This is a genomic window from Micromonospora sp. CNZ295 (assembly GCF_004217535.1).
Map to the genome: position 1 here is coordinate 4,114,497 of NZ_SHKZ01000001.1, position 16,371 is coordinate 4,130,867.

Here is a 16,371-nt window from a genome sequence, read left to right on the forward strand (position 1 = left end):
GGGGGCACGAGCGGCCACCGGTCGGCCCGGCGCGGCGGTCACGCCACCAGCTCCACGGCCGGGCGGCGCCGGGCCACCACCAGAGCGGCGGCGGCCGCGGTCGCCACCACCAGGGCGGCCGCGGCCGCCAGGGTGAGCGCGTCCGGTCGCAGCAACGGCTGCCCGCGCAGCGCCTGCGCGGTGACCAGCAGCGTCAGTCCGCCGTACGCGGCACCCGCGACGAGCAGCAGCCGTGCCTGCGTACGTGCGTCCAGCCGGGCACCGGCGAACCGCCTCAGCAGGATCGCCAGCAGCGGCAGCGCCTGCAACGCGTGCATCCCCACGAAGTGCCCGATCCGCAGGTCCCCGCCGGTCGTGCTCCACCCGACCAGGGGCAGGCCCGGCCCGCCGTCCGGGACACCCACGCTGTGCGCCCCGGCGATCCCCGCCACGCCCGGGTCCTGGCCCGGCAGCACCATCGGCAGCGCCACGGCCATGCCGAGCAGGGTCAGCCCGAGCCCGAGCGCCACCGCGTACCGGGCGGACCGGTCCGCCAGCCGCTGACGCAGCACGACGATCCCGATCAACAGGTGCGCGGCGAACAGCACCATGATGGCCGCGCCCATCAGCTGCCACAGGGCGGCGTTCAGCGGGGTGGTCTCGTTGTAGTGGCTGGCGGTGCCGCGCAGCACCTGGCCAACGATGATCATCATCTCCACCACCGACACCCCGACGATGACCGTCGCCGCCCGCTCCGCGACGCGACTGCGGCGCGGCAGCAGCGAGAGCATCCAGGCCAGCGTGCCGCCGTACAGCACGAAGGACACCGAGAACTTCAACGGCTTGAGCCAGATCGGCACGCCGGTGAGCATCCGGGGGTCGGCGACGACACCGACCGCGGAGACGACGGCGAGCGCCGCCATCGCCGAGACGAAGACCATCAGTGGGCGGTGCCAGTGTCCCGCCCGGCGCAGCGAAATAGTCATACCTGCAGGCTGCTGCGCCGGGGAGCGGAGTGCGCCCGACCTCGGGCCCCGGTCGCGACCGCCGGTCGGAGCGTCGCCTCCTACCGCGGTAGGAGATCGACACGTTGGTTTGTCGTACCCCGGGGTTAAGACTGGCCAGGACCGATGAGTTTCGGCGTCGCCGGCGGTCTGTCCCGCCGTACCGTCGACACAACGGAAGGACGAGGAGATGAGCGGCGTACGAGTGCTCGTGGGCACACGCAAGGGCGCGTTCACACTGACGGCCGACGGCCGGCGCGACGACTGGACGGTCGACGGGCCGCACTTCGGCGGCTGGGAGATCTACCACCTGACCGGGTCGCCGGCCGACCCGGACCGGCTCTACGCGTCCCAGTCCGGGGGCTGGTTCGGGCAGCTGATCCAGCGCTCCGACGACGGTGGCCGGACGTGGAATCCGGTCGGCAACGACTTCGCGTACGCGGGCGAGGTGGGCCAGCACCTGTGGTACGACGGCACCCCGCGCCCGTGGGAGTTCAAGCGCGTCTGGCACCTCGAGCCGTCCCGTGACGACCCCGACACCGTGTACGCGGGCGCCGAGGACGCCGCCCTCTACCTGTCCAACGACGGCGGCCAGAAGTGGACCGAGCTCACCGCCCTGCGGACCCACCAGACCGGTCCGACCTGGCAGCCCGGCGCCGGTGGCCTGTGCCTGCACACGATCATCCTGGATCCGGTCCACAAGGACCGGATCTACGTGGCCATCTCGGCGGCGGGCGCGTTCCGCAGCGACGACGGCGGCGCCAGTTGGCTGCCGATCAACAAGGGCCTGCGCTCCGGCGAGATCCCCGACCAGGACGCCGAGGTCGGGCACTGCGTGCACCACATCACCCAGCACCCGTCCCGGCCGGACACGCTCTTCATGCAGAAGCACTGGGACGTCCTGCGCAGCGACGACGCGGGTGGCACCTGGCGCGAGGTCAGCGGCGACCTCCCGTCCGACTTCGGGTTCCCGATCGCCGTGCACGCGCACGAGCCGGAGACCATCTACGTCGTCCCGATCAAGAGCGACTCGGAGCACTACCCGCCGGAGGGCAAGCTGCGCGTCTACCGCAGCCGGACGGGCGGCGAGAGCTGGGAGCCGCTGACGAACGGCCTGCCGCAGTCGCACTGCTACGTCAACGTGCTGCGCGACGCCATGGCCGTCGACACGCTCGACCCGTGCGGGGTCTACTTCGGCACCACCGGCGGCCAGGTCTACCACTCGGCGGACGGCGGTGACAGCTGGGCGCCGATCGTCCGTGACCTGCCGCCCGTGCTCTCCGTGGAAGTCCAGGTGCTGCGGTGATCCGGGTCGTTCTCCCGGCCCATTTGAAAAACCTGGCGCACGTGACCGGCGAGCTGCGGCTCGAGCTGCCCGGGCCGGTGACCCAGCGCTCGGTGCTGGACACGATCGAGCAGCGGTACCCGATGCTGCTCGGCACGATCCGCGACCGCCACAGCGGCAAGCGCCGCGCGTTCGTCCGGTTCTACGCCTGCGAGCAGGACCTGTCCAACGACCCACCCGACACCCCGCTGCCCGAGGAGGTCGTCGCCGGAAAGGAGCCGTTCATCATCCTCGGAGCCATGGCCGGCGGATAGCTCTCGCGCTGGCCCGGGGGAGCGGGCACCCGACCGGCCGGTAGGCCGGTCCGGTCGTTCGGTCGGATCGCCATCCGTTGGCCGGTCGCCGATCCGTCCGTCGCCGGTCGGTGCCCTGGTGAGGCCGGCGGACATGAGGCACTATGGCCTTCACTTCTGCGCAGCTCAAGCTCGGATTGGTACGGAAACCATGCCGCTGTCTCGTCGCGTGATCATCTCAGCCGCGGTCGCCGCCGTCGCCGTCGGGTCGGGCGTGGCCGTCGCGCTGTGGCCCGACGACGAGCCGGCGTACCGTCCGCCGAGTTCGCGCGTGGTCCAGCCGGGCGCACCGGGTCAACCGGGCCGGACCCTGTCGGACAAGGACGTGGCGCAGCTGTCGTCGCCGGGGTTCACCGCGGCCGACACCCTCTTCATCCAGGGCATGATCCCGCACCACGAGCAGGCGTTGAAGATGACGGCGCTGGTGCCGGACCGGACGACCAACCCGGATCTGGCGCTGCTCGCCAAGCGGATCGACCTGTCGCAGCGGGATGAGATCACGCGGATGCGGGGCTGGCTCACGGAGCGGGGCGTGCCGACCGCGGGACACGCGGCCCACCAGCTGATGCCCGGGATGCTCACCGACGAGCAGTTCGGGCAGCTCGAGCGGGCGCGCAACGCGGAGTTCGACCGGCTCTTCCTGACCTTCATGATCAGCCACCACGAGGGAGCGCTCGCGATGGTGCGGGAGCTCTACGCGGCCGGCGGTGGGCTCGAGCCGACCACCGACCAGTTCGCCCGGGAGGTCGACGCCGACCAGACCATCGAGATCCGCCGGATGCGGGAGCTGCTCGCCAAGACGCGTTGACGTCCCGCGCAGAGGGGAGGGGCGCCTCGGCTCGACGGCTTCGAGCCGAGGCGCCCCTCGTTGCGGGGACGGCTACAGCGACGCCGCCAGGTCCAGGACCGCCTCCTTCAGCGCCCGGTGCTCGGGAGCACCGAGCTTGTTGGACAGTGCCCGCAGCTGCGCGACAGCGGCGGACCGCTTACCGTCGGCCGCGAACCGCTCGGCCCGCTCCAGGAACATGTCGACCTGGAACATCAGCGGGTGGCCGATGGCGTCGGCCCGCACCGCCTGGTCGTAGTGGGCCCGCGCGACCGCGAAGCTCGGCGTCCAGGTGATCTTCGGCTGGTGCTGCGCGTTGAACTCGTCGAACCGCACCTGCGCGGCCGCCTCGATCTCCGCCGCCGACAGGTGCGCGCTGGGCTTCAGCGCGAACGTGTCGAGACCACGGGCGATCTCGTTGCCGAACAGGTGGCCGTTGTACCAGTACGCCGACCAGAACCCGCCGAGCACGAGCGCGTTCGGGTTGATCGGGCCGCGGTCGTAGAACGCGATCTCCTGCGGGTTGGCGGAGTCGGTGAAGTCGAACACCGAGAGTCCGCCCTGGTACCAGGCCTGGACCATGATGTCGCGGCCGGGCACCGGGATCAGCGAACCGTTGTGCGCCACGCAGTTCTCCTGCAGCGCCTGGGGAACGGGCAGCTTGAAGTAGCTCTTGAACTCCATCTCCCCGTCGACGATGTCGAAGATGGCGTTGGCGCCCCACTCGGGCTGGTCGGTGTCGCGGCAGCGCGCGGCGGTACCGCCACCCCACTCGTCGGTGAAGATCACCTTGGTGCCGTCGTTGTTGAACGTCGCCGAGTGCCAGTACGCGAAGTTCGGGTCGGAGACCTCGTCGATCCGGACCGGGTTCGCCGGATCCGAGATGTCGATCAGGATCCCGTTGCCCTGGCACGCGCCGGCGGCCAGGCCGATCTCCGGGTAGGCGGTGATGTCGTGGCAGGCGTTGGTGTTCGGCGACGGCGACCAGGTCGAGCCGGACGGGTGGCGCGGCGTCTGCGGGCCGTTCTGCAGGCCGTCGATCCGGCCGGTCTCCGGGTCGGTGAAGAGCCTCGGCTCGTTCACCACGGCGGCCTGCTCGGGCGCCGCCACCGGAACCTTGATGACCTCGATCCGCCACCGTGACGGGTTCTCGCCCGACGCGGTGTCGTTGTTGCAGCCGGCCATCGTGGACGCCGGGCGCACCGAGGTGGTGCCCGAGACGTAGACGTAGACGTTGCTGGCGTCCTGCGGGTCGGTCACCACGGTGTGCGTGTGCGAGCCGCGGCAGAGCTGAACGGCCGCGACCTGCACCGGGTTGAGCACGTCGCTGACGTCGAACACCCGGACGCCCTGGAAGCGGGTGCCGGCGGTCGGGTCCGTGCCGCAGTCGACCCGCCCGCGCGACTCCTCCACCGACATGAAGAGCAGGTTGCCGTGGACCGAGATGTCGCCCTGCCCACCCGGGCACACGACGCTGGTGACCAGCGCCGGGTCGGCGGGGTCGGAGATGTCGACGATGTTGAAGCCGTTGAAGTTGCCGAGGAAGGCGTACTTGCCGCCGAGGGCGAAGTCCGACGCCACGTACGAGAAGTTGCCGGGGTTCGCCGGGTCGACGAAACCGGCGGGCTTGTCGCGGTGCGCCAGGTGCTCCAGGTTGCTGATCGCGGACTGTGCGTCGAGCCACCCGGCACCGAGTCCGATGCGCGGGTCGGGCTCCGCCGCCGATGCCGTGCCCGGCAGCAGGCCGGCCACGAGCAGCCCTGCGGCCAGCAGGGCGAGCGTTTGTCGGCCTCTGCGGGGCCGGGACGGAGATCGAGCTGTCATATGCCTGCCTTTCGATCGAAAGACTGACGCCGTCCAGGTGGTGGGACGCGCCGTGTGAGTAAGGACCGTACTGGCGACCAGTCGTTCAGCGTCTCCGCCGTTTGGCCGGAGAGGACACCGAACGGGAGCGTTCACAACGCGGTGCGCAGCGGGTTGCGACAGGTACCGGAACGGGGCGGCGACATCGCCGCCGGATGTTCGCCATTCGTCGAATCGCTGGGTGGGCCGTGCCGCGGCGTCCCCGGCCCGCACCTCGAACCGGCCCGCTCACCGGAGCGAGTCGGCGAGCTCTGCGATGACCTCGGCGTGGCAGCGCTCCGGCACACACCAGCAACCGAGCCGGCGTCCCCGCAGCCCGGGGAGGAGGGCGAGGAGATCGGGCCGGCCGAGCAGGTACGCGCGGTACTTCTCGACGACCTCCTCGCGGGTGCCGTCGCGGCCGGGGCGGTACGGGCAGGACAGCGGGGAAGCCGGCAGGTGCCAGCCACCGCGGTGCATGGCGCGTCCGACGTAGACGACGTCCGCGTACGCCGGATCGTCGCGGTGACCCTTCAGGTTGACGACGGTCGTCCTCGGCACGGCACTCGACCCGCCGACGTCAGCGGAACGGGCCCTCGCCCGGGCCGTCCGGGTCGGCGACCAGGTGCATCGCCGCCTCCTCGGCACTGGCGGCGCCGCCGTCGATCCCGGCGTCCCAGGCGACCGGCTCGGCCTCGTCGTCCTCGCGCAGGCCCTCGTCGTACGCGACCAGGCGGCCGGCACGCACCTCGCGCTCGTACCCCCGGCGGGTCAGCTCGTCCTCGTCGTCGGTCGTGTCCGCGTACGGGTCGACGTCGGGCTCCTCCTGGGCCAGCAACTGCGCGAGCGACTCGCCCGCCCGCTGCTCGGCGACGGTCGTGCCGAAGCGGTTCGCCGCCGTCCAGTGGTCGGCCGCGACGATGCCGGTGTCGAGCGGATCGTGGACGCGGTCGTCGTCCAGCGTGTCCGAGGCGTCCAGAACCCCGTCGTCCTCGGCGACGTTCCAGCCGTCGACGGCGTCGGTCCGGTCGGTCTGGCTCATGGTCGTCGCTCCTTCCGCCCGATCCCCGCGCTCGCCCTCAGCTTATGGCGCGGCGGCCGGCCCGGCATCGGGGCGATGGGAAGCGTTAACAGGGGATCCTTCCCCTACCGGAGACGTCAAGAAGGGCCCCGTCCTCACCGGCGGGCGCGGCGGCGGCCGGCGACCACGCCGAGCAGGACGGCCAGGAGGACGGCACCGAAGCCGAGGGCGATCGGCGCGACCGGCGTCGACGATCCACCGGCCCCGGCGCCCTCACCGCCGGCGGCGACCACGAGCCGGTCGTCCTTGCGCTTCTTCTCCTCGGGCGGCACCAACTGGCCGACCGACTTGTCCGGGGCGAGGCCGAAGCCCCAGTTCAGCAGCGCGGTCGCCTCACCCAGGCTGCCCAGCGGGGCGGTCTCCGCCCCGAGCAGGGTCACCACGAGCGTCCGGCCGTCGCGCTCGGCGATGCCGACGTACGTCTGCCGGGCCAGGTCGGTGAAGCCCGTCTTGCCGCCGAGCATGCCGGGGTAGCGGCCCATGAGCCCGTTGTCTCCGGTCAGGGCGAGCGCGGGCCGGCCCGGCTGCGCCGACACCTGCGCCGCCCGGGTGCCCAGGTAGCGGCGGAAGTCCTCGCGGGCGAAGGCCGCGCGGGTGATCAGCGCGAGGTCGTAGGCGCTGGTGTACTGGCCGGGTCCGTCCAGCCCGGACGGGGTCGCGGCGTGGGTCTGGTTGGCGCGCAACCGACGTGCCTCGTCGTTCATCACCTGCACACCGCCCGCCCGTCCGGCGGCACCGCCGCCGACCCGGGCCAGCACGTTGGCGGCGTCGTTGCCGGATTCGAGGAGCAGCCCCAGCCACAGGTCCTCGACCGTGTACCGGCCGCCCGCGACGACGCCCATCAACGAGCTCTCCGGGTCGAGGTCGCGCAGGTCGTCGCGCTTGACCTCGACGACCTGGTTCGGGTCGAGGCGGGGCATCAGGGCGGCGGCCAGCAGCAGCTTCTGCACGCTGGCCGGGGTCCGGTGCTGGTGCGGCCCACAGCCACCCAGGACCTGGCCGCTGCCCAGGTCGGCCACCACCCAGGAGGTGGCGGTGACCGCCGGCACCCGCGGCGCGCCGGCCGGGGCGGCCAGCCCCGGGGTGGCCAGCGCCGCCCCGCCGACCTCGGCGTCCGCCCGTTCGACCGGTGGGGGCGACGGCGCGGCGGGCGGGCGTACCGGTGGCTCCACAGTGGGGCATGGCCGGTGGGCGGCGCCCGCCGGCGTGCCGGTCACCGCCGCGCCGACGGACGACGCGAGGACGGTGCCCGCCAGCACGGCGACGACCCGGACCGGAAGCGTGACGCGAGTATGCAGCACGTAACGGACGGTAGTGCCGGTCGGTGCGGGCCCGTGGCGGTTGGGGAAAGCGCGGCGTATCGACGCTCGGGTGCGCCCTGGGCTGGGACGCCCCGCCTGTTCGCCATCGGTGCGGACGTCGGCAACCGCCGCCAATCCGGCCGTTTTCGCTGGCCAGGCCGGCCTTGCGTCGCTTCGGCCGAGTCGTGGGGCGCGTCCCGGATGGGCCGGAAATTGCTCCCCTCGTGCGCCGGAATCAGCTCGGTGGGGGGATTTCCCGGCGCCGGGTGACGCCCAGGGCGGCCAGCCGGGCGATGATCGCGACGCTGGCCCGCTCGGCGAGCGCCGCCACGGTGAGCGACGGGTTGACCGTCAGCGCCGCCGGAACGGCGGCGGCATCCGTGACGAACAGGTCGGGGTGGCCGCGCAGCTCGTGGTCGGGGGTGAGCGCGGAGGTCGCCGGGTCGTCGCCGAGCCGACAGCTGCCCAGGGGATGCGCGGTGACCACCCCACCGACCTCCTCCGTCCACGGCTGCACGCGTGCCAGGTCGCCGAAGATGCGCCGCACGGCGTCGTCCGACCGGGCCCACCCGCCGTGGGTGGCCGGCGACGGGAGGTACGCGAAGCCGCCCCGGCCCAGGCCCGGTGCGACGCGGGTGAACGACCCGGTCAGCGGGGCCGCTCCGAAGGTTCCCTCGTTGGCGTCCTCGGTCATGGCGAGAACGGTCAGCCAGGAGCGCCATCGGGAGCGCAGGTCCTTCTTCGCCGGCCCGTACCAGCCGGGCGCGTCCGCGAGCACGTTGGTCAGCGCGGGGAACGCGAGCTGCTGCAGGCCGAACCGGCTGAACTCGGGACGCCCGCCGTCGAGGTAGTCGTACGTCATCGCGGTGATCGACCGGCCGATGTGGTGGGCGTCGTACGCCTGCTCCGGGGTGCGTCGCAGCCCGAGCCGGCCGGCGACGGCGGCCTCGTCGACGTCGGCGACGCTGATCCGGTCCCCGTTTCCGGACAGGTGCCGGCCGACGGCCGCCGGCACACCGCCGAGCAGCGGCGCAGACCGCCGCAGCACGACCGGGGTGCCGACCGCGCCCGCCGCCAGGACCACGACCCGTGCCTCGACGAAGCCCGCCGACCGGACGACCCGGTAGTCGTCCGGGTCCACGACCGTGTAGGTGACGCGGTAAGGGTGGTCGGGCGCGCCGGTGGGGGAGATGGTCTGCACCTCGTGCAGCGGCCGGACGTCCGCGCCGTGCGCCGCCGCCCCGGGCAGGTAGGTGAGCGCCATGGACCGTTTCGCGTCGACGTGGCAGCCGGAGAGCATCCAGTTGCAGTTGGTGCACCGCGGCAGGTCGACCGCGACGGGGACCGGGTTGGCGGTGTGGCCGGTGTGCCGGCACGCGGCGGCGAAGACCCCGCCGGCGTACGAGACGTCCGGCCAGTCGGGCGTCGAGACCGGGAGCGCCGCCTCGACGCGGTGGTAGTACGGGTCCAGGGCGGCGCGGGTGATCGCCGCCGGCCACAACCGCCGCCCGGTGCCGCCGGTACGGCCGAAGGTGGCCGAGGGCGCGCGCAGCGAGGCGGCGAAGTAGACGACGCTCGAGCCGCCGACGCAGTTGCCGGCGATGACGGTCAGGCCGTCGCCCTGGATGGTGTCGACGACCCGGGTGAACGTGCCCAGTCGCATGCTGTGGCGTACGTCGGCCGCGCTCAGGTGCGGTCCGCGTTCCAGCACGACGGTCCGGGCGCCGGCGGCGGCGGCGTAGTAGGCGGGGATGGCGCCGCCGAAGCCGGAGCCGATCACCACCACGTCGTAGCGTTCGGTCATCGCGGGCTCCCCTCTCGAGTGGTGTCCGGGTGCCGGTCGGCGAGCGCCAGCCGGTAGGAGAACTCGGGGTAGCGCCAGAAACCGTCCGGATCGGGTGCCGGGAAGCCGAGGGTGGCCAGCCCGGGATGCCGGTCACGGACGGCCTGCGCGGTGGGCAGGTGCGCCGCGGCGTCGAAGGCCAGGCTGGCGGCGAGGGCCAGCACGGCCCACAGGTCGCGGTCCGGGTCGTCGCGCTGGAACAGGCGCGCCACCACGGCCGACCGGTGCCGGTACGGCAGCGCCACGAACGCCGGCAGCAGGGGCGACGGGAGGAGCCCGTGGCTGACCGCGTACGCGAAGGCGCGGGCGTTGAGGAGGACGGCGACCAGGGGCAGCAGCGGTCCGGCCCCGGCACCGGTGAGCAGGGTCCGGAACCCGGCGTCGGCGCCGCCCGGGCCGGTGGCCACCCCGGCGACGGCGACGTCACCGGGGAACCGTTTGGCACCGGGGATCAGCGTGTCGGTGAACGCGTCGAGCGTGTCCACCGTGGCGGCCGACGTCGCCGCCGCGGCCCGGGGCGCCGGGCCGAGCAGGGGCAGCGCGGCGCCGGTGAGCGTGGCGGTGAGCAGCCGGCGGCGGTCCATCCCGCTCACCGGCACCGGGTGCTGTCCGGCAGGGTCACGGTCAGGCCCGTCTCGCCGGGGGACGCGCCGTAGGCGGCGAGGGCACGGGCCAGGTCGGGGAAGTCGTGGGCGAGGGCGGCGACCACGTCGCCGATGCCGGCGGTGCGGCCGGCGACGCGGAAGTTCGTCAGGCGCAGCGCCGTCCGACCCTGCCGGCGGTCGAACCAGTAGCTGCCGTCCCAGGCGACGTACGGGGTGGCGCCGGTCGTGGACTGGACGCTCCAGTGGTCCTGCTGCCAGTACCGGCAGGTGGTGGCGGCGAGGGCGAACCGGGACGGCTCGGCCAGCAGGAAGCGCAGCGCGCCGCCGTTGTCGGCGGTGATGTCCCGCTTGGCGTACTCGACGCAGAGCGGCTCGGTGAACCACAGCCAGAGCGGCGGCCACTCGGCCTCGCCGAAGCGGTGGACGACGCAGCCCTCGGCGAACGGCGGGGGCGTGTAGCCGCCGGCGGTCGCGGTGCTGGTCCGGGCGGCGGCGGGCGGTGTGGCGTGCGCCGGGCCGGCGGTGGCGGCGAGCAGGGCGGCGACACAGGTGACGGTGGCGAGGGTACGGCGCATGGCGGTCTGCCTCTCGGGGGAGCGGGCCGAACGGTGGACCAGTGGCTGAGCCACTGCGGACACGATGGATGGCGGCCTCAGCGCAGGCCGACCTCGGCGTGCGCCGTGCCCTGCAGGCGCCACCGCCGCTCGGGTCGCCAGCCGGCACCGGTGCGGCGTTCCAGCAGGATCTCGGCATCGGCGCGTTCGGAGTTGTGGCAGACGCACCGGGAGCCGTCGGGGTCGGTGAACTCCACGCTGAGGGTCCGCTCGGCGGGCTGCCGGACCGTCGCCGACAGGCGGAGGTCCCCGTGCCGGCCGGTCACCCGCCACTCGGGCAGGGTCAACACCCCGCGGAACCGCAGCGCCGCGACGAGCGGATCGCCGTCCGGCCAGTCCGCGCCGTCGAGGCGGAGCCGGACGAACGGGAGGACGGGCAGGTGCCGCCAGCCGCGGCGCTTCGCCACCGCGGCCACGACCTCCAGCACATCTCCGCCGCCGAGGTCGGCGTGCAGCCAGCCCCAGCGTCGTGCCATGCCGTGCCCGAAGATGCGTCCGGTCGCGCCCGGGGCGTCGGTGAGCCGCACGAGACGGTCGCCGTAGCGCAGCTCGCCGTCGTGCAGCGCCCGGGGCGCCGGCACGATCTGCGCGGCCGGCAGCAGGCCGTGCCGCCACGCCCAGCGCGGGAACGTGTAGATCGGCCGGCTCCCGTCCCGCCAGCGCACGTCCCAGGAGACGTCCTCGACCCGGCCGGTGAACCGGTCCCGGGTCATCCGGACGTCGCCGGTGGCGAACACGGCGCCGCCCGGCCGCCACGGCAGGTGCGGCAGGCGGCGCAGCAGCGGCCGGCCGTCCGGTGGGAAGACGCCGACCAGGCCGTGCGCGTACGGGGCGGTGCCGCCGGTGGGGGCGACCAGCTCGTGGTGCAGCCAGAGGCCGGTCCCGGTCACCGGGTCGGTGATCGTGGTGTACCAGATCTCCTTGCGCCCGGCCTGGCCACGCCACCGGGATGCCAGCAGGTCGTCCACGTCCCACGCTCCTCACAGTCAAGGGGTCAGTGCTCGCCGAGCATCAGCTGCCGCGTCCGCGCCAGGTACGTCCCGGCGGCCGCCCGCGCGGCGTCCGGGTCTCCCGCGCAGACGGCGTCGACGAGCGGCGCCAGGCGGGCGCCGGCCGTCGCCGGGACCGCGAACGGCGCCCGGAACAGCGACCGCACCTCCAGGTACGCCTTCAGCAGCGAGTTGACCAGCAGCTCGTACACCCGGTTGCCGGCCGCCGCCGCGAGCATCCGGTGCACCTCGGCCTCGGCGAGCTGGGCGGCGTCGGCGTCGCGCGCCGCGGTCACGACCGCCACCTGCGCCCGCAGCGCGTCCGCCTGCCCGGCGGTGCGGTGGGTGGCGGCGTGGGCCGCGACGAGGGCGCCGACCTCCTGGCGGACCTCGAAGATCTCGGCGAGCAGGCGGCCGTCGGCGCCCTCGCCGAGGGCGTGCGCCAGCAGCATCGGCAGCAGGTCGGGGCCGCCGTGGCGGCGGTAGTCCAGCACGGTCGTGCCGACGCCGTGCCGGGTCTCCACCAGCCCCGCCTGGGCGAGCCGCACCAGCGCGTGCTTGAGCGAGGTGCGGGTCACGCCGTACGCCGCCGCCAGGTCGCGCTCCGGCGGCAGCCGGGTGCCGGCCGGGTACCGCTGGGCCAGGACGTCGTCCCGAAGCCGGTTGACCAGGGCGTCGACGAGGGTGTCGTGGGCGATCGGGGTGCCGGTCACGGATGCCGTCCTCCGGATTGGACCAGTGGCTCAGCCACTTTGGATGACGGACACTCTGCCATCGACGGCGGCTGATGGCAAGACGGCGATGGGGCACCGCCGCCGGCGGTGCCCCATCGGGTGCGAAGGTGGTTACTTGAGGAAGGGCAGCTTCTGCACGATCGGGAGCTTCTCCCAGAACTTGCCGAGGCCGAGGGTCTTGCCGGCGCCGATCAGGGCCAGGCCGACCAGGACCGCGGCGAAGATGAGGTGCTCGTCCATGAAGGGGTTGGTCTCGGGGGGAAGCGCCACCGACCACATCATCACGTAGAGGGTCGCGCCCGCCGCGGCGGCGATCCGCATGCCGATGCCGAGGGTGAGGGCCAGGCCGATGCCGAGCAGGCCGAGCATGAACGCCCAGTTGGCGAACGCGGTGCCGGCCAGGTCCTGGTAGAGCCCGGCGAACGGGCCCTCGGCGCCGCTGAGGAAGCCCTTGGTCGGGTTGCCGCCCTCGACCCAGGCGCGCTCGGCCGGGGTGGCGAATCCGAGGCCGAAGACCTTGTCGATGAAGGCCCACAGGAACGTCCAGCCGATCGCCAGCCGGACGCCGGCGAACACGTAACGGGCGGCCTTGTGGGTGGTGGCGGCGGCCGTCTCGGTCCTGGCGGTGCCGACCGCAGGAGCGGTCGTCTCCGGGGTGTACCGCTCGGCAATCGCGGTCATGGCGTCCACGTCCTCTCATCTTCCGGTGTGCCCCCGTTGGGCACACACCAATTCCACCGCGATGAAGGGGTGGGTAGCAGGGGCGGTGGTCCGCCTTCCGGCGAGCAAGGGTCCCGTCCCGGTCGGGACCTTCGGCCCTGCGCCGGCCGCCACCACCGGAACTCGGCAGTCGTGGTCGGGCTCGGTCCCGCGGACGGTCAGCGGTACAGGGTGCGGCTCGGCGGTACGCCGAAGGCCGCCCGGTACCGGGCGGTGAACCGGCTGTGGCTGAGGAACCCCCAGCGCAGGGCGATGCGGGACACCGTCTCGCGCTCCGGGTCGGCGCGCAGGAGATCCTGGTGGGCCCGGTGCAGCCGGATCCCGCGCAGGTACGCCATCGGCGTCGTGTCCAGGTGGGTCCGGAAGGCGAGTTGGACGGCTCGCGGGGTGACGTTGGCGGCGGCGGCGATGTCGGCGGCGCCGATGTTCTGCTCGGCGTGCTGTTCCATGAAGGCCAGGGCCCGGCGGACCGTTGCGGCGCCCGCGTCCCGCCGGTCCTGGGCGGTGGCGTCGCCGGCGACGGCGTCGGTGACGATCGTCAGCGCGGCGGCCGCGACCATGCGGACGGCCGCGTCCACCACGAGCGGCTGGCCCGCCGTCTCCGGGTTGCCGAGCACCGTCTCCCGCAGGTACGCGGTGGTCGTCCGCCAGTGCCGGACCAGGTGCGGCGGGGCGGGACCGAGCGCGGCGAACCGTAGCCGCGGCGCCGGCCCGCCCGACGCGGCGCCCGCCACCTGGGTGAGCAGGTCGAGGTCCAGCACGCAGGTGGTGATCGCTCCGGCCGGCCAGCGTACGGAGCACGGATGCCGGGGCGGTGCGAGGAGGAAGGCGTCGCCGGCCTCGAACCGGTGCGGCTCGTCGCCGACGGTCCGGTCGATCCGGGTGGTGACCGCCTGGCAGATCACCAGCGCCTCCGGTCCGTCCACGTCGAGTTCGAGGTCACCGGAGTGCGCGGCCTGTGCGAGGCGTACCGGACCCAGGTCGACGCGGTGCTGCCAGAGCCGGGGGTGGTCCGTCCCGACCCGGACGCGGACCGACGTGCCGTAGGACTCGGCCAGGTGGTCCTGGATCAGGGCTGGATCGCGGCTGTCGAACCGGTGCGTGACGGGCGCCTGTGCACTCACTCCGCCTCCCCGCGGAACAAGCAACCTGTGGCCCGCGAAACGGGAATCCCGCGTCGCGCAATTGTCTCGCCACGCAGTGTACGCGGATGCGGCGCGGGCGGCAGCGGGACGGGAAAGCCCTTGCCGTGCGGTGCGCCGCACTCCGCCGGTGAACCGGGCTCGGCTTCGCAAACGGGCTAGACCCCGCGCCGCTCGTGCTAGGCGGCGTCGGGCGTCAACAGTGAATCTTGAGCGGGTACGCGTAGCGCTCCGTCCGTCCACACCGGTGCGTGGTGTGGCGTCCGGTTGGTGCCCGGGTCCGGCGGAGCGCCGACTCAGGCCGACGCGGAATGGGGTGGGGACAGTGGACAGAGGCACGCAACAGATCGCCCGGGCGGTGGCCGCGCGGACGGTACGCCGACTGGTCCGGGATGCCGGTACCGGCGCCCTCGACGCTCGGGCCGCCGAGTTGGAGAGCTGCCTGCGGACCGTCGTGCGTGACCTGCTCACCGACCGGCCGGCGCGATCGGACCACCTGCTGGCACTCTGCCGGGACCTCCGGATGAGCCGCGCCGCGTTCGACGCGCTCGGCCACCACCTGCTCACCACGCTGCTGCCGCACCGGGTCGGGCCGGACGCGCTGATCCGGGTAGGAGCCCTGCTCACCGACGTCCGGGCGCGGCTCGAGCCGGAACCGTCCACGTCGCCCAACAGCGGCCCGACCCGCGGTGGCCGCCCCGCGGCCAACAGCGGCGCCCGGCGCTACCGGCCGGAGCGGCTGCCGGAGCACCTGCCCAGCACACCCGGATGGGAGTGCACGACGTGCGGGGTGGACTGGCCGTGCGCCACCAAGCAGAGCCAACTGCTGGCCGAGTACGGCGGCGCCAGCGCCGGCCTCGCGGTCTATCTCGGCTCCTGCCTGGTCGCCGCCGCCCAGGACCTGCCCGCGCTGCCGCTGTCCCGGGCACGTACCCGGTTCCTGGGCTGGCTGCCCCGGACCCGGTTCTGAGTCCGGCGAGCGCCCTACCCGGTCAGCTCCGCAGGGTGTGGCTCGGCGGGACGCCGAACTCGGCCCGGTACAGCCGGGTGAAGCGGCTGTGGCCGGCGAAACCCCAGCGCGCCGCGACCGCACTGACCGTGGTCGCCCGTGGATCGGCCGCGAGGAGTTCGCGGTGCGCCTCGTGCAGGCGGGCCCGCCGCAGGTACGCGGTGGGGGTCGTGCCGATGTGCCGGCGGAACGCGAGCTGCACGGCCCGGATGCTCACCCGGGCGGCGGCGGCGAGGTCGGCGACGGTCAGGTCCAGGTCGGGGTGCTCGTCGATGACCGCCATGGCCCGGTGCGCCGTGCGCAGGCTGGCGTCGCGGCGGTCCTGGACGGTCGGTTCGGTCACGGCGGTGGTGGGGAACGCCGCCAGGGTGGCGGCGACGAGCAGCCGTGCCGCGTTCGCGACGAGCAGCGGACTGGTTCGCACGTCCGGGATCGCGAGCACCCCGTAGCGGACGTAGGCGTAGGTGCGCCGCCACGCGGCGGCGGCGTTCCGCGACAGTGGACGGGAGTCGAGGAAGACCACCGGCGCGCCGCCGGGTTCCGCCGCGGCCACCTCCTGCACCAGGCCGGGAGCGAGGACGGCGCCGTAGCCGGCCGCGTCGCGGACCGTGGCCGCGTACGGTTGACCCGGTGGCGCGGCGAGGAAGACCTCCCCCGGGACGTGCCGGTGGTGCCGGCCGCTCCCGCGGAACCCGACCTGCCCCGCGGTGAGGACGCCGACGTGGAAGGCCGCCAGCGGCTCGGCCTCCGCCTCGAAGTCCATCCGGAACGTCAGCTCCTCGAGCCGGACCGGGCCAAGCCGGGCGTCGGCGACCCGCATGACCTGCGGCCCGTCGCGGGCGGTGAGCCGCACGCGACCGTAGCGGCGGCTCAGGTGGATCTGTACGGCCTCGGCCCCGGTGACCTCCAGCGCCGGGCGGAGCAGCCCGGAGGGCGGCGGCGACCCGTCGCCGTGCGGCATTCAGGCGTCCGCGCGGGATGGGCGGCCGGGAGCCGGGCCGCCGACGGACCAGGGACCACCGACCGTCGGACCGGTGTCAGCCA

17 protein-coding genes are annotated in these 16,371 nt (G+C 73.8%); 4 read left to right on the forward strand and 13 right to left on the reverse strand.

Annotated elements, in window-relative coordinates; genetic code table 11:
• Window positions 1–38 precede the first annotated feature (38 nt).
• The gene (locus tag EV376_RS19260; protein WP_130325188.1) at window positions 39–965 is read right to left on the reverse strand and encodes a hypothetical protein; all 927 of its coding nucleotides are present in this window, start codon (window positions 963–965) and stop codon (window positions 39–41) included.
• Between the two features lie 208 nt (window positions 966–1,173).
• Here EV376_RS19260 and EV376_RS19265 point away from each other — a divergent pair, with 208 nt between their 5' ends.
• The 3 genes from EV376_RS19265 (at window position 1,174) to EV376_RS19275 (ending at window position 3,429) form a co-directional block, all read left to right on the forward strand.
• Entirely contained in the window at window positions 1,174–2,289 is a 1,116-nt protein-coding gene (locus EV376_RS19265; protein ID WP_130325190.1) for a sialidase family protein, read from the forward strand.
• Between the two features lie 41 nt (window positions 2,290–2,330).
• Window positions 2,331–2,582, forward strand: a complete 252-nt coding sequence (locus tag EV376_RS19270) for a MoaD/ThiS family protein (protein WP_486482698.1) — start codon at window positions 2,331–2,333, stop codon at window positions 2,580–2,582.
• 208 nt (window positions 2,583–2,790) lie between these two features.
• Entirely contained in the window at window positions 2,791–3,429 is a 639-nt protein-coding gene (locus EV376_RS19275) for a DUF305 domain-containing protein (protein ID WP_130325194.1), read from the forward strand.
• A 72-nt stretch (window positions 3,430–3,501) separates the two neighbouring features.
• Here EV376_RS19275 and EV376_RS19280 read toward each other — a convergent pair whose 3' ends face one another.
• The 11 genes from EV376_RS19280 to EV376_RS19330 form a co-directional block, all read right to left on the reverse strand.
• Complete coding sequence (locus EV376_RS19280; protein ID WP_486482699.1) at window positions 3,502–5,271, reverse strand: LVIVD repeat-containing protein; 1,770 nt, start codon at window positions 5,269–5,271, stop codon at window positions 3,502–3,504.
• A 267-nt stretch (window positions 5,272–5,538) separates the two neighbouring features.
• Window positions 5,539–5,850 carry a DUF4326 domain-containing protein gene (locus tag EV376_RS19285; protein WP_130325196.1) on the reverse strand — a complete coding sequence of 104 codons (312 nt, stop codon included), beginning with the start codon at window positions 5,848–5,850 and terminating at the stop codon, window positions 5,539–5,541.
• Between the two features lie 19 nt (window positions 5,851–5,869).
• Window positions 5,870–6,331, reverse strand: coding sequence for a DUF5709 domain-containing protein (locus EV376_RS19290; RefSeq protein WP_130325198.1), 462 nt, complete (start codon window positions 6,329–6,331; stop codon window positions 5,870–5,872).
• 134 nt (window positions 6,332–6,465) lie between these two features.
• Entirely contained in the window at window positions 6,466–7,626 is a 1,161-nt protein-coding gene (locus EV376_RS19295) for a D-alanyl-D-alanine carboxypeptidase family protein (RefSeq protein ID WP_486482907.1), read from the reverse strand.
• Between the two features lie 280 nt (window positions 7,627–7,906).
• The gene (locus EV376_RS19300) at window positions 7,907–9,475 is read right to left on the reverse strand and encodes a GMC family oxidoreductase (RefSeq protein WP_130325200.1); all 1,569 of its coding nucleotides are present in this window, start codon (window positions 9,473–9,475) and stop codon (window positions 7,907–7,909) included.
• A complete protein-coding gene (locus tag EV376_RS19305; protein ID WP_486482908.1) occupies window positions 9,472–10,098 on the reverse strand; it encodes a DUF5987 family protein in 627 nt (208 codons plus the stop codon). Before EV376_RS19305 ends, EV376_RS19300 begins: the two co-directional genes overlap by 4 nt.
• A gap of 5 nt (window positions 10,099–10,103) precedes the next feature.
• Window positions 10,104–10,748: a hypothetical protein gene (locus EV376_RS19310; protein ID WP_165438033.1), complete on the reverse strand. Its 645-nt coding sequence runs from the start codon at window positions 10,746–10,748 to the stop codon at window positions 10,104–10,106.
• 23 nt (window positions 10,749–10,771) lie between these two features.
• Window positions 10,772–11,701 carry a hypothetical protein gene (locus EV376_RS19315; RefSeq protein ID WP_130325204.1) on the reverse strand — a complete coding sequence of 310 codons (930 nt, stop codon included), beginning with the start codon at window positions 11,699–11,701 and terminating at the stop codon, window positions 10,772–10,774.
• 26 nt (window positions 11,702–11,727) lie between these two features.
• Window positions 11,728–12,435: a GntR family transcriptional regulator gene (locus EV376_RS19320; RefSeq protein ID WP_207228220.1), complete on the reverse strand. Its 708-nt coding sequence runs from the start codon at window positions 12,433–12,435 to the stop codon at window positions 11,728–11,730.
• A gap of 132 nt (window positions 12,436–12,567) precedes the next feature.
• Window positions 12,568–13,146: a DoxX family membrane protein gene (locus EV376_RS19325; RefSeq protein WP_207228222.1), complete on the reverse strand. Its 579-nt coding sequence runs from the start codon at window positions 13,144–13,146 to the stop codon at window positions 12,568–12,570.
• A 188-nt stretch (window positions 13,147–13,334) separates the two neighbouring features.
• The gene (locus tag EV376_RS19330) at window positions 13,335–14,300 is read right to left on the reverse strand and encodes a helix-turn-helix transcriptional regulator (RefSeq protein WP_130325208.1); all 966 of its coding nucleotides are present in this window, start codon (window positions 14,298–14,300) and stop codon (window positions 13,335–13,337) included.
• 343 nt (window positions 14,301–14,643) lie between these two features.
• Here EV376_RS19330 and EV376_RS30940 point away from each other — a divergent pair, with 343 nt between their 5' ends.
• The gene (locus EV376_RS30940) at window positions 14,644–15,288 is read left to right on the forward strand and encodes a hypothetical protein (protein ID WP_486482700.1); all 645 of its coding nucleotides are present in this window, start codon (window positions 14,644–14,646) and stop codon (window positions 15,286–15,288) included.
• Window positions 15,289–15,310: 22 nt separating this feature from the next.
• On the opposite strand, the gene EV376_RS19340 is transcribed toward EV376_RS30940, so the two are convergent.
• Window positions 15,311–16,288 carry a helix-turn-helix transcriptional regulator gene (locus tag EV376_RS19340; protein ID WP_130325210.1) on the reverse strand — a complete coding sequence of 326 codons (978 nt, stop codon included), beginning with the start codon at window positions 16,286–16,288 and terminating at the stop codon, window positions 15,311–15,313.
• Window positions 16,289–16,371 lie beyond the last annotated feature (83 nt).

What these genes read in the sequence shown, in the direction of transcription:
- EV376_RS19260 (WP_130325188.1), bottom strand. Translation starts at nt 965, where the DNA reads ATGACTATTTCGCTGCGCCGGGCGGGACACTGGCACCGCCCACTGATG.
- EV376_RS19265 (WP_130325190.1), top strand. Translation starts at nt 1,174, where the DNA reads ATGAGCGGCGTACGAGTGCTCGTGGGCACACGCAAGGGCGCGTTCACA.
- EV376_RS19280 (WP_486482699.1), bottom strand. Translation starts at nt 5,271, where the DNA reads ATGACAGCTCGATCTCCGTCCCGGCCCCGCAGAGGCCGACAAACGCTC.
- EV376_RS19290 (WP_130325198.1), bottom strand. Translation starts at nt 6,331, where the DNA reads ATGAGCCAGACCGACCGGACCGACGCCGTCGACGGCTGGAACGTCGCC.
- EV376_RS19300 (WP_130325200.1), bottom strand. Translation starts at nt 9,475, where the DNA reads ATGACCGAACGCTACGACGTGGTGGTGATCGGCTCCGGCTTCGGCGGC.
- EV376_RS19305 (WP_486482908.1), bottom strand. Translation starts at nt 10,098, where the DNA reads ATGGACCGCCGCCGGCTGCTCACCGCCACGCTCACCGGCGCCGCGCTG.
- EV376_RS19340 (WP_130325210.1), bottom strand. Translation starts at nt 16,288, where the DNA reads ATGCCGCACGGCGACGGGTCGCCGCCGCCCTCCGGGCTGCTCCGCCCG.